General features: G+C 57.8%; 9 protein-coding genes. 8 read left to right on the plus strand and 1 reads right to left on the minus strand.

The window, feature by feature from the left end; all coding sequences use genetic code 11:
* Positions 1 to 152: 152 nt before the first annotated feature.
* The 4 genes from glcD to HB680_RS00095 all read left to right on the plus strand — a co-directional run bounded on the left by glcD (position 153) and on the right by HB680_RS00095 (position 5,394).
* Positions 153 to 1,652, plus strand: coding sequence for a glycolate oxidase subunit GlcD (gene glcD, locus HB680_RS00080; protein ID WP_213936586.1), 1,500 nt, complete (start codon positions 153 to 155; stop codon positions 1,650 to 1,652).
* Positions 1,652 to 2,701 carry a glycolate oxidase subunit GlcE gene (gene glcE, locus HB680_RS00085; protein ID WP_213936587.1) on the plus strand — a complete coding sequence of 350 codons (1,050 nt, stop codon included), beginning with the start codon at positions 1,652 to 1,654 and terminating at the stop codon, positions 2,699 to 2,701. Before glcD ends, glcE begins: the two co-directional genes overlap by 1 nt.
* Before the next feature lies 1 nt (position 2,702).
* A complete protein-coding gene (gene glcF, locus HB680_RS00090) occupies positions 2,703 to 3,923 on the plus strand; it encodes a glycolate oxidase subunit GlcF (protein WP_213936588.1) in 1,221 nt (406 codons plus the stop codon).
* Between the two features lie 88 nt (positions 3,924 to 4,011).
* Complete coding sequence (locus HB680_RS00095) at positions 4,012 to 5,394, plus strand: VOC family protein (protein ID WP_213936589.1); 1,383 nt, start codon at positions 4,012 to 4,014, stop codon at positions 5,392 to 5,394.
* A gap of 67 nt (positions 5,395 to 5,461) precedes the next feature.
* Here HB680_RS00095 and HB680_RS00100 read toward each other — a convergent pair whose 3' ends face one another.
* On the minus strand, positions 5,462 to 6,142 hold the full coding sequence (locus HB680_RS00100) for a type 1 glutamine amidotransferase domain-containing protein (protein ID WP_213936590.1): 681 nt from the start codon (positions 6,140 to 6,142) through the stop codon (positions 5,462 to 5,464).
* A gap of 421 nt (positions 6,143 to 6,563) precedes the next feature.
* Between HB680_RS00100 and HB680_RS00105 the strand changes: the two genes are divergently transcribed.
* From HB680_RS00105 to HB680_RS00120, 4 genes are all read left to right on the plus strand, one after another.
* Entirely contained in the window at positions 6,564 to 7,079 is a 516-nt protein-coding gene (locus tag HB680_RS00105; protein ID WP_054051032.1) for an Hcp family type VI secretion system effector, read from the plus strand.
* Between the two features lie 131 nt (positions 7,080 to 7,210).
* Positions 7,211 to 9,253 (plus strand): type VI secretion system tip protein TssI/VgrG, encoded by a 2,043-nt coding sequence (gene tssI / locus HB680_RS00110; RefSeq protein ID WP_213936591.1) that lies wholly within the window; start codon positions 7,211 to 7,213, stop codon positions 9,251 to 9,253.
* Positions 9,246 to 10,145: a DUF4123 domain-containing protein gene (locus tag HB680_RS00115; RefSeq protein WP_213936592.1), complete on the plus strand. Its 900-nt coding sequence runs from the start codon at positions 9,246 to 9,248 to the stop codon at positions 10,143 to 10,145. The genes tssI and HB680_RS00115 overlap by 8 nt, the downstream gene beginning before the upstream one ends.
* A complete protein-coding gene (locus tag HB680_RS00120) occupies positions 10,142 to 13,462 on the plus strand; it encodes a toxin VasX (protein WP_213936593.1) in 3,321 nt (1,106 codons plus the stop codon). The genes HB680_RS00115 and HB680_RS00120 overlap by 4 nt, the downstream gene beginning before the upstream one ends.
* The last annotated feature ends 25 nt before the right edge of the window (positions 13,463 to 13,487 follow it).

The raw sequence follows: 13,487 nt of genomic DNA on the forward strand, positions 1-13,487 counted from the left end.
CTGCGTTCGGCTGCGAAGCAGTCGTGAGATCAAGCCGCGCGGTGTTTCAGGAAGACCGCGTGCTCAGGTTGGACGACTGCTTCGCAGCCGAACGCAGCCTCGTACCTCGGCAGCTGCTACAAGGGTGATATTTGAAATTGGGGACAGGATTGATGAACATTCTGTATGACGAACACATCGACGGCGCCCTGCCGGACGTAGACAAAGTCGCCCTGCTCAACCGGCTGCACCAGCAAATCCCCGACCTGGACCTGCTCTGGCGCGAAGAAGAACTCAAGCCTTACGAATGTGATGGCCTCTCGGCGTATCGCACCACGCCGATGCTGGTGGCCCTGCCCCGGCGACTGGAGCAGGTGCAAAAACTGCTGGAGATCTGCCACGCCCAACACGTGCCGGTGGTCGCGCGCGGGGCCGGCACCGGGTTATCCGGCGGGGCCTTGCCCCTGGAAAAAGGCGTGCTGCTGGTGATGGCGCGCTTCAACAATATCCTGCACATCGACCCCGCCGCCCGCACCGCGCGGGTCCAGCCTGGGGTGCGTAACCTGGCGATTTCCCAGGCCGCGGCGCCGTTCGGCTTGTATTACGCGCCGGACCCGTCCTCGCAAATCGCCTGTTCCATCGGCGGCAACGTCGCAGAAAACGCGGGCGGCGTGCATTGCCTCAAGTACGGCCTGACCGTGCACAACGTGCTGAAACTGGAAGTGCTCACGGTCGAAGGTGAACGCCTGACTTTGGGCTCCGAAGCCCTGGATTCACCGGGTTTCGACCTGCTGGCGCTGTTCACCGGTTCCGAAGGTTTGCTCGGGATCATCACCGAGGTCACGGTCAAATTGCTGCCCAAACCGCAAGTCGCGAAGGTCTTGCTGGCCAGTTTCGATTCAGTGGAAAAGGCCGGTCGCGCCGTGGCCGATATCATCGCCGCCGGGATCATCCCCGGGGGCCTGGAAATGATGGACAACCTGGCGATCCGCGCCGCCGAAGACTTTATCCACGCCGGTTACCCGGTGGACGCCGAGGCGATCCTGCTCTGTGAACTGGATGGCGTCGAAGCTGATGTCCACGACGACTGCCAGCGAGTGCGCGAGGTAATGCAACAGGCCGGCGCCAGTGAAGTACGCCAGGCCCGGGACGAAGCCGAGCGCGTGCGCTTCTGGGCCGGACGCAAAAATGCCTTCCCGGCGATCGGGCGCCTGTCGCCGGATTATTACTGCATGGACGGCACCATCCCACGCCGCGAACTGCCCGGCGTACTGGAAGGCATCGCCCGGCTCGGCGCCGAGCACGGCTTGCGCGTGGCCAACGTGTTCCATGCCGGCGACGGCAACATGCACCCGCTGATCCTGTTCGACGCCAATCAACCCGGCGAACTGGCCCGGGCCGAAGCGTTGGGCGGGCAGATTCTGGAACTGTGCGTAAAAGTCGGCGGCAGCATCACCGGCGAGCACGGCGTGGGCCGGGAGAAAATCAATCAGATGTGCGCGCAGTTCAACAGCGACGAGCTGACTCTGTTTCACGCGGTCAAAGCCGCATTCGATCCGCAAGGCCTGCTCAACCCCGGCAAAAACATCCCGACCCTGCACCGCTGCGCGGAATTCGGCGCGATGCACATCCATGCCGGACAACTGCCGTTCCCTGAACTGGAGCGCTTCTGATGCTGGAATTCGATGCCAGTGAGGCGTTGCTGGCGCAGGTCAACCTGGCCCGGGAAAACGCCACGCCGCTGCGGATTCAGGGCAGTAACAGCAAGGCGTTTCTCGGCCGCGAGGTGGCCGGGGAAGTGCTCGACACCCGCGCCCATCGCGGCATCGTCAGCTATGACCCCACGGAACTGGTGGTCAGCGTTCGCGCGGGTACGCCTTTATCTGAACTGTTGGCCGCGCTCGATGCCGCCGGGCAAATGCTCCCTTGCGAGCCGCCGTCGTTCGGCGAAGGCGCCACCGTTGGCGGAATGATCGCTGCCGGGCTGTCCGGGCCACGTCGCCCATGGTCCGGATCGGTGCGGGATTTTGTCCTCGGTACGCGGGTGATCACTGGTCTGGGCAAACATCTGCGCTTCGGCGGCGAAGTGATGAAAAACGTCGCCGGTTATGACCTGTCACGCTTGCTGGTGGGCAGTTACGGTTGCCTCGGTGTGCTCACGGAAGTCTCACTCAAAGTGCTGCCAAAACCCCGGCAGTGCCTGAGTATCAGCCTGGAAATCGACAGCGTTCGGGCCTTGAGCAAACTCGCCGAGTGGGGCCAGCAACCGCTGCCGATCAGCGCCGCCAGCCATGATGGTGAGCGTTTGTTTCTGCGGCTTGAGGGTGGAGAAGGCTCGGTGACGGCGGCCCATCAACGGCTGGGCGGTGAGCCGCTGGATTCAGGATATTGGGCTTCGTTGAACGAGCAGCGACTGGCGTTTTTCGATGAGGGCCTGCCTTTGTGGCGGCTGTCGCTGCCGAACAATCTCGGGCCTCTATCGCTGCCCGGCGAGCAATTGATCGACTGGGCCGGCGCGCAACGCTGGTTGAAATCCGAGGCCCGCGACATTCAGTCGATGGCCCAGGAATTGGGCGGCCATGCCACCTGTTTCAGTCACGGCGCCAGCGACACACCGTTCCAGCCGCTGGCCCCGGCGCTGCTGCGATATCACCGGCAACTCAAGGCGCAACTGGACCCGCAAGGGCTGTTCAACCCCGGACGGATGTACGCGGAGTTCTAGCATGCAAACCACCCTCAGCGAACAGTCGCGCAAACTGCCACGGGCCGCCGAAGCGGAAAAGATCCTGCGCACCTGCGTGCATTGCGGGTTCTGCAACGCCACTTGTCCGACCTATCAACTGCTGGGAGATGAACTGGACGGCCCGCGCGGGCGGATTTACCTGATCAAGCAAGTGCTCGAAGGCGCGCCCGCCACGGCAAAAACCCAACTGCACCTGGACCGTTGCCTGTCGTGTCGCAACTGCGAAACCACCTGCCCGTCCGGGGTCGATTATCACAACCTGTTCGACATCGGCCGGGCCGTGGTCGATCAAGCCGTGCCGCGCCCGGTGGGGCAACGGCTGTTGCGCGAGGGGTTGCGGGCATTGGCGCCAAATCCAAATCTGTTCAAGTCATTGCTAAAGATCGGCGCGACATTCCGCCCATTATTGCCGCGCACGGTTGAAATGAAATTGCCCCGCAACTTGCCTGTCACGGGCGAGCGCCCTGCCCCTCGACACGCGCGGCGGGTGTTGATGCTCGAAGGCTGCGTACAACCTGGGCTGTCGCCCAACACCAATGCCGCCACGGCGCGGGTGCTGGATCGATTGGGCATCAGCGTCATCCCGGCGCCGGAGGCCGGTTGTTGTGGTGCGCTGGATTATCACCTAGACGCCCAGGCCAAAGGGCTGGAGCGCGCCCGGCACAATATCGATGCCTGGTGGCCGCACCTGGAAAACGGTGCCGAAGCCATTGTGCAAACCGCCAGCGGGTGCGGTGCGTTTATCAAGGATTACGGACATTTGCTGGAAGGTGATCCGGCGTATGCGGCCAAGGCCCGGCGGGTCAGCGCACTGGCGCTGGATCTGGTGCAAGTGCTGGCCGATGAGCCACTGGAACGAGTGTGCGCCGCCACAGACCGGAAGATTGCCTTCCATTGCCCCTGCACCTTGCAGCACGCGCAGAAACTCGGCGGCGCGGTGGAAGCCGTGTTGACCCGACTGGGCTTCAATCTCACGCCGGTTCCCGACAGTCATTTATGTTGTGGTTCGGCCGGCACCTATTCCCTGACCCAACCGGAACTGGCCCGGCAGCTGCGGGATAACAAGCTCAACGCTCTGGAAAGCGGTGGCCCGGAGCTGATCGTCACCGCCAACATCGGCTGCCAGAGCCACCTCGCCAGCGCCGGGCGAACCCAGGTGCGGCACTGGATCGAACTGGTCGACCAGTCGCTGGGAGAATGAAGTTCGTAGGAATCTTCGTTTGTCGGCGCCGCAGAAGGCTGCGATCTTTTGCCCCATCCTCTCTGTCACCGCGCCAGGAATTTTTTTCATGAGCCACCCCAGCTTCGTCAGCCCCGACCTGATCCGCCAACGCTTCTCCAAAGCGATGTCCGACATGTACCGCGAAGAAGTGCCGCTGTATGGCGCGCTGATGGAACTGGTGGAACAGACCAACCGCCACGTGCTGGCCAGCGAGCCGCAGATCGCCCGGCAGCTCGAAAGCACCGGCGAAATCCAGCGCCTGGACCTGGAGCGCCACGGCGCGATCCGGGTCGGCACCGCCGCTGAATTGGCCACCCTCGCCCGGTTGTTCGCGGTGATGGGCATGCAACCGGTGGGTTATTACGACCTGACCCCGGCGGGCGTTCCGGTGCATTCCACGGCGTTTCGCGCGGTGCATGAAACGGCGCTGCAAGTCAGCCCGTTCCGGGTGTTCACCTCGCTGCTGCGCCTGGAGCTGATCGAAGACCTGGAACTGCGCGCCTTCGCCCAATCGGTGCTGGATAAACGCTCGATTTTCACCCACGAGGCACTGGCGCTGATCGAGCAAGCCGAAACCCAGGGCGGGCTCACGGAAAAGCAAGCCTGGGAATTCGTCGAGCAGGCCCTGGAAACCTTCCGCTGGCACCACAGCGCCACCGTCACCGCCGCGCAATATCAACAACTCAGCGCCCAACACCGACTGATCGCCGACGTCGTGGCGTTCAAGGGCCCGCACATCAATCACCTGACCCCGCGCACCCTAGACATCGACATCGTCCAGGCACAAATGCCCGCCCACGGCATCACCCCCAAAGCCGTGATCGAAGGCCCACCGCGCCGCCAGTGTCCGATCCTGCTGCGCCAGACCAGTTTCAAGGCGCTGGACGAGCCGATTGCCTTCACCGATCAAGACCAGACACGCGGCAGCCACAGCGCCCGTTTCGGCGAAATCGAACAACGGGGCGCGGCGCTTACACCTAAAGGTCGAGGGCTTTACGATCGTCTGCTGAATGCCGCCCGGGATGAGTTGAAGGATTTCCCGAATGAAGCCAATGCCGCGCGCTACAACGAACTGATGGCCCAGCACTTTGGCGAATTCCCTGACACGCTTGAAGGCATGCGCCGACAGGAACTGGCGTACTTTCGCTACTTCGTGACGGAAAAAGGCCTGGCGGCGGACGGGTTGAACGGTTCGTCACTGGAAGACTTGCTCAGTGGCGGATACGTGCGGGTTGAACCGCTGGTGTATGAGGACTTTTTGCCGGTGAGTGCGGCGGGGATTTTCCAGTCGAACCTGGGAGATGCGGCGCAAACCCATTACGGCGTGCATTCGAACCAGCAAGCGTTTGAGCAAGCGCTGGGACGCAAGACGATTGATGAATTGGGGTTGTATGCCGAGACGCAGCAGCGTTCGATTGAGGAGTGTCTGGCAGCGTTGAATCGCAGATAAAACCTGTAGGAGCACGGCTTGCCGGCGATGGCGTCCTTGAGATCGCCATCGTGAGCAAGCTCAGCTCCTACACGTTGAGCTTCGCCAGCAGCGCTTCGGCTGTAGCCTGCGAAGACGCCGGATTCTGCCCGCTCAGCAACAACCCGTCGGTCGTCACATAGCTTGCCCAATCCTCGCCCTTCGAATAAATCCCACCCTTGGCCTTCAACTCCTCCTCGACCAAAAACGGCACCACATCGGTCAACTGCACCGCCTCTTCCTCGCTATTACTGAACCCGGTCACACGCTTGCCTTTGACCAACGGCTGACCGTCCGCATCCTTGACGTGACGCAACACGCCCGGCGCATGACACACCGTCGCGACCGGTTTGCCGGCCTTGTACAGCGCCTCGATCAGCGCGATCGAATGCTGGTCTTCCGCCAGATCCCACAGCGGACCATGGCCACCGGGATAGAACACAGCATCAAAATCCTCAGCCTTCACGCTGCTCAACACCACCGTAGACGCCAGCGCGGATTGCGCCGCCGAGTCCTTGCGAAAGCGGTCGGTGGCGGCGGTTTGCGCGTCCGGCTCATCACTTTTCGGGTCCAGCGGTGGCTGGCCGCCCTTGGGAGAAGCGAGGGTCAACTGAGCGCCGGCGTCCTTGAACGTGTAATACGGCGCGGCGAATTCTTCCAGCCAGAAGCCGGTTTTCCTACCGGTGTTTCCCAATTGATCGTGGGACGTTAGAACCATCAGGATTTTCATGTCGTTCTCACTTGATGTCGGGATGTTCGGCGCTCAGCGGCGCGCGGGGATCTTTTTCATTGACCACTCTGCATTTCGATTCGTTGCATTTGTTGAGGCCGACCCTGGATGATGGCGCATGGCCTTGATGCGCAAGAAGTTGCGCACTTGCTCCGCAAAAAAACCGGCCAACCCTGCTGAGCGCCCGGCCCGCCAGGCCCTCCAGCCAAGTGCGCAAGAAGTTGCGCAGTGGTGCGCAACTTCTTGCGCACTTTGGCGGGCGATCCGGGCTTCAGATCCGTTCAAGCCATGGAAAAAACCCCTTCAACCCCCGGTTTATATAGCCCTTAACATTTCTGGCACGGACCTTGATAACAGTCAGGCACCCACCGGGCGATACCGCCTCCCGGGCACTCTCATTTATTTAGCAAGGAGCACATCCATGGCTACTCCAGCGTACATGTCCGTCACTGGCGAAAAACAAGGTCTGATCACTGCCGGCGCATTCACCGCCGACTCGGTTGGCAACACCTACCAAGAAGGTCACGAAGACCAGGTCATGGTTCAGGCGTTCAGCCACGACGTGATCATCCCGCGTGACCCGCAGTCCGGCCAACCGACCGGTCAGCGTGTGCACAAACCAGTTGTGATCACCAAGGTCTACGATAAGGCTTCGCCACTGCTGCAAGCTGCTCTGACCTCCGGCGAGCGCATGAGCGAAATCGTTATCCAGTGGTACCGCACTTCGGCTCAAGGCACCCAAGAGCACTACTACACCACCAAACTGGAAGACGCGATCATCGTCGCCATCAACAACAAAATGCACAACTGCCAGGACCCGTCGAACTCGCACTTCACGCACCTGGAAGAAGTGCAGTTCACCTACCGCAAAATCACCTGGACCCACGAAGTATCCGGTACTTCGGGTTCCGATGACTGGCGTCAACCAGTCGCTTAATCGCGGCTGACCGCTTCACGCATCGGCCAGCTCTGCTGGTCGATGTCGTTTACGCCTTTCCAGAATTTTGCGTCTGCTGATTCCGTCTTCCGGTATTGTCGAACGCCGCAGCACAGCATAAGGAACAAGGGATGTTCGCGCCGGCCAATCAGACCCACTTTGCCCTGACTATCGAAGGTCTTTCCAATGATTTGCAGGTGCTTTCCCTGCAAGGTCGAGAAGCCATCAGCCAGCCTTTTGTGTTTGAGGTGGAACTGGTCAGTGAACAGCCGTCCCTGGACCTCGAAACCCTGCTGCACAAACCGGCCTTCTTGCAGCTCGCACCTGACGGCAGCGGCATCCATGGCCAAATCTATCGCGCCGCCCAGGGTGATTCCGGCAAACGCCTGACCCGCTACGCGGTGACCCTGCGCCCGCAACTGTCCTACCTGGCGCACCGCATCAACCAGCGCATCTTCCAGAACCTCACCGTGCCGAAAATCGTCGGCATGGTCCTCGAAGAGCACGGCATCCAAAGCAACGCCTACGAATTCAAAGTCGGGGCGATTTATCCCGAGCGCATTTACTGCGTCCAATACGATGAATCGGACCTGCAGTTCATCCAGCGCCTGTGCGAGGAAGAAGGTATCCACTACCACTTCCAGCACAGCGCCATGGCCCACAAACTGGTGTTCGGCGATGACCAGACGGTGTTCCCGAAACTCGCGCCAGTGGCCTATCAACAAGACTCCGGCATGGTCGCCACCGACCCGGTGATCAAGCGCTTCGACCTGCGCCTGGAAACCCGCACCAGCCGCACCACCCGCCGCGACTACGACTTCGAAAAACCGCGCCTGACCCTCGAAGCGGAAAGCCGCGGCGACGCCCTGCCCGACCTCGAAGACTACGACTACCCCGGTCGTTTCATCGACCGCGAACGCGGCAAACACCTGGCCAAACGCGCCCTCGAACGTCACCGCAGCGACTTCCAGCTCGCCGAAGGCAGAAGCGATCAACCGATCCTGGTCAGCGGCCATTTCCTGGCCCTTACCCAACACCCAAAAGCCAAGTGGAACGACCTGTGGCTGCTCACCGAAGTTCTGCACGAAGGCAAACAGCCGCAAGTGCTGGAAGAATCGGTCACCAGCCACACCACGAACCTGAAAGACGATTTCCACCAGGGCTACCGCAACCGCTTCCAGGCCACGCCTTGGGACGTGCCGAACCGTCCGCCGCTGAACCATCCCAAGCCACGTATCCTCGGCAGCCAGAGCGCCGTGGTCACCGGCCCCAAAGGTGAAGAGATCCACTGCGATCAATACGGCCGCGTCAAAGTGCAATTCCACTGGGACCGCGAAGGCCAGGCCGACGACAAAACCAGCTGCTGGCTGCGCGTCTCCTCCGCGTGGGCCGGCGCCCACTATGGCGGCATCGCCATCCCGCGCATCGGCATGGAAGTGCTGGTCACCTTCCTTGAAGGCGACCCCGACCAACCACTGATCAGCGGCTGCCTGTACCACAAGGAAAACATCGTCCCGTACGAGTTACCGGCAAACAAAACCCGCAGCAGCTTCAAAACCCTCAGCTCCCCCGGTGGCGGCGGTTACAACGAACTGCGCATCGAGGACAAGAAGGGCCAGGAACAAATCTTCCTGCACGCCCAGCGAGATTGGGATGAAAACGTCGAGCACGACCAGAAAATCCGCGTCGGCAACGAACGCCACGACACCGTCGAGCAAAACAGCTACACGGAGTTCAAGGCCGAGGAGCACCACACGGTTTATGCCGATCGCAAGGTTGAGACGCAGGCGAATGATCATTTGACTGTGGGGGTTAATCAGCACATCAAGGTTGGAACCGGGCAATTCATTGAGGCAGGCCAAGAGATTCACTTGAGCAGCGGCTTGAAAGTGGTGATGGAAGCAGGCACTGAGTTAACCCTGATCGGTGGAGGGAGCTTCATCAAGATCGATGCCGGGGGCGTGACCTTGAGTGGGCCGGTGATCAACATGAACTCCGGCGGCAGCCCGGGAAATGGCACAGGCGCAGCACCTTTGCTGCCGGGGCCATTGAAGCAGGCGGATTCGGACAAGGCTGGGGAATTGTTGGTGCCGGCGCAGCGGCAGGCGTTGATGCAGAAGAAGCCGATTTGCGCGATCTGTGAGAAAGCCAAACTGGAGGCACAAAATGCTTAAACCTGAGTGGTCGCTAGAGAATGGCTTACCCCAGGGTCTCCCATGGAATGGCACAGTAGGTTTGCTGCTGGATGGTGTCAGCGTCGAGAAACTTCCACAGCATCTGTACCAATGGTCTGATGACCCGGTATTCGAGCCGCTCTACCTCGGTACACGCTGGGCCGAGCTGGGTGATATTTCGCCATGCCTCGTCCAGATAAAAACACAGAACAATCCGATCCTGATGCAGTTCCTGAACGCGTCCCGTCAAGAATGGGGCCATCTTGTATTCAGCGAGCAGCCATGGGAACAGATAGTCGCGCACTTCCGTTGGCTCACCAGCGTGATGCACCCGCAAGGCGAAGAAGTTCTATTGCGTATAGCCGACCCCGCCGTGATTCACGCATTGCTCACCCACGCGGATAGCATCAAGGATCCGACCTTGTTCGGCCCTTGTGTACAGATCGTCACCGCCGATGCGGCGCTGAGCTGTTGGCATGTAAACCGGCGCCCCGCCAAAGTCCCCGAACCGAATCACAAAAAACTCTACCGCTTGAGTGACGAGCAGCTCAGCCAACTGGATGAAGTGAATTTCCGCAACATTGTTCTTCGACTCGACGAACACATGCACGAATACTTCCCGTCCTATCTGGCGCAATCGACGCATCTGCAACGCTGGGAACACCTGCACGCATTGGCGTCGACCTCGTATGATCGAGGCTTCAATACCGAACTCGACATCACCCTCTACGCCAACATTCACGGGTTCCTCGGTGAAAGAGCGCTGGAAGAACATCCAGACCTCAATGCAATACTCAAAACCCCATCGGAACAAACGCCCGCACAGCGACTCGAACAGGTCGCTGATATGGCCCAAGTACGGGCTGAATCCCCCCACAGGAATCAAGGATGACCACGCCAACATCGTCCGGCAAAAGCCCGAACAGCGTTGCAAAAAGCCAAGACGACGGCAAGTGCGCCATGGGTGGCTGCTCCCTGATGAAGGCCAAAATCCAACTCATCCCACTACGCTACGGTCTGGTCGAACGACTTGACCCATCCAACGAACTGGCGATGCCGTACAAAACCACTTCACGTCCCCTGGGCATACGCTTGATTCGCGATGGCTGGCTGTACGTCATCGTCGACAAAACACCTCAAGTCATCATGCACGAATACCGCATCCAGAACGGCATCGTGACTCAGTTGCTGTGGGAAAAAGGCGAGATCACCGCCAATAAACGTGAGAGCAACGTGGGTGAAGCCGTGCTGGTGTTCCCGCGATTGAGCAAGCTCTACGTCAATTATTCAGAAGTGCAATGGACAGCTGCTAAATGTTCGCAGGTCATCAAACATAAGTCTGAGCGTAACTACTTCATGCAGTCTGTCGACCTGACCAAGGCAGACCCCGAAAAAGGTGCCGCTAATCTGCTGACCCCGAGCCAAGCGGAAAAATGGATTGCGGAAGTTGCCGAGCAACCGAGTAAAGATCCAGCAGTCACTGGTGCCAAGCCTGAGGAAAGTCAAGATTACCTCTGGGAGCAGGCATCGCAGTTCAAAAAAATTCAGTTAGGCACACTAAAAAAGCAAGTCAAAACAGACAACGAACGTGATCATCTCTATTTGGTCATACAGGATGATCTAGGCGTGCTGCGCGATCTTGCAGAACATCAAGATCTGGTCACGGGTTGGATAAGTGACTGGAGTGATGCTGAGGCTAATCAGAAAAAGTATGTATTTGGTTGCTATATCGAATCGTTGTATACGGTCACCAGCGATACGATTCTTAATGCGGCCCAAGGCGATCCGCGATTTGCTCAGCTCAAAGATGAAACCACCGAAGAACAGCGGCAAACTATCGTCGACTACGTTAATGTAAAAAATCAAACTCAGTACTCAGGGGCAGGTACACATCGCGGTGCAATCGCAGCAGCGAAATCGCGAATGCGGACAAGCCTAATGTCGCTTTATTCAAAATATGAAACGCTCATCGAAACCATAGATGACAATACAGATGATGCTCTCGATGGGGCAAAGATGGGGCAGCAAGGCATCAGCGATCTGATTGACCGTCCGGCTATGGAAGCATTCCTCAAACAACAAAAAACCCAATTAAGTCGCTGGAACAAACGCCTGGATTTGATCAGCAAGGATCGAGCCAATCTAGTGAGCGAGGAGCGCTTTCACCGTTCGGCGTGGTATTTCGATCCGAAAATAGAAGACCAACTCAATACAACTCTCGCTACCGAATACGCGTGCATAAGAGACATTTGCCGGACCGATCTAGCCACGGAAAAACTCGCAGATTTAATTGAGAAACAGCCCGGATTTAACGTACCTACATTTTTCACATTGAGTCTGGCCGACCAGAAAGACATGCACGCTAAGGTTGCATCATTCGTCAAATCATTGCGCGATTCCGCTATGGCCCAAAAGGATTATGTCGGTGCTCAAGAGCTAAGCGGAAAATTTGGCAACCTGTTGACTCAAAACTTGGCTGCCGCTATGCAGCTTAAGGAGGACAGTATTGTTCTCGGGCAATTACGTGATACAGCATACGAACCAGCGAAACAACTACGTCTGGCGGGAGCTCTCGACAATGCAATGCAGGCCTTGCGTAATGGTCAGCCGTTAGATCCGGCGAAAGTATTGCGGGAAATCCCTGGCTCAGCGTGGATAAATGTATTGAGGGCATTCAACAAAAAAGGAATTACGCTGGAGTTTTCATCTGCCAGCCAAATCGAAAAATTTAAGGCTGATATTGTTAGTTTGACGGATCTGCGTAAGCAAATGTCGTCGCTCAAAAATCAAATAAAGCAAACCATCTCCAAAGAACGTAAAGGCCTCGCCGCCAAAGGCGGTTACAAAGCTCTGGTGACTCGCCGAAAAGCCATACAACAAACTATTGCGCCTCTCGAAGGGCGTGTAGCTCAGGCAATGAGCCCTATTGGGGATGGACCCAGCAAAGCCGCCTTCAAAATCAAAGGGCTTAACAACGCCCAACTGGTCGAATTTGAAAGAATGGCCGAGGACTATCGGCTCAAGCGACCGTACAAAGGTTTGTCCGGGGACGTGTTCAAATCGGTAGGAGGGGATTTGTTTGCCTCTGCAGCTTTTATCATGCAGACGGTGAACTTTTATCAAGTTTATGTAGAGTTACGCTCTAAAGCGGTGCGCGACAGCGCAGATAACATTGCATTCTTTAACGCCCTATTTTCTACCATAGGTGGTGGTTTAGCGGCAGCGCAAGGTATTGCTATAACAAGCCTCTCAGTAGCTATCAAGAATTACACAAGCGCTGCGGGCAAAATAAAATTAGCTGCCAAGTTAGGAAAAATCACCGGGGCACTGAGCCCATTTGCTTATATATTCAGTGCTGTCGCAGCAGGAACAAGCATTTACGGCGAAAAAGGTTCAGCAGCCAAATGGACAGAAGCGCTACGCTCAGGTAATGGAGCCAAGCTGGCTGGAGCCAGCATGACATTAGCAGGCGACTCTGGACAGCTTGCGCTTAATGGATGGGCTTTTGCACAAAGTGGCAAATCTATTTATGAAGCGTTTACCACCGTCAACGAAGCCCGTGCACTAGTCTGGGTTAAAGCGGGTAGCCAGTTGCTGAGTGTTGCCGCCAAAGCTAATTTGATTGGCCTCGTACTTACCGGCCTGCAATTAGGCGGAGAGTTCTTGTATAACCGTAACAACAAGACCGAACTTGATACATGGCTGCAAAAAGGCCCTTGGGGCAAGCAGAGTGCTAACCACAGTATGGCCGAGGAACGTCTGTTGCTTGCAGATATCACTGCCGCACCTCAGGTAGCCTTGCAGTCGGTAAACAACCAACCTATGGCCGTCCTCCGAATACCTGGAATAACAGCTCGTGAACTAAATGATGTAGAGTTTGGCGTGAGCGCTTACTGGTTGACAAACCACCAACGTAATGACTGGGAAGCGTGGAGCGAACCATTGCTTTATCAGCTCAATCTTCTTAGCGCTCCGGATGAGCCACTTAAACTGGGTATGGATATATTCCAACACGAGGCTAACGCGCAGCATGGTTTGGCTATTGCCGTACGCTATCACCCCGTCGCAGGCGATACGACTTATCGAGAAAAACGTTTCGAAACTACAACGTTAAATCCGCAGAATGGCAAGCTGCTTCCAGCGGTTTCTGTTTTAAAATCGCGTAACACCGATGCCCCATGGCTGCTGGTTAACAGCGACTTCCTGTAGCAGCCTAGCTCACCACTTAGGATTA

Origin of the sequence: Pseudomonas sp. dw_612 (assembly GCF_018449725.1) — a bacterium.
GTDB lineage: Bacteria > Pseudomonadota > Gammaproteobacteria > Pseudomonadales > Pseudomonadaceae > Aquipseudomonas.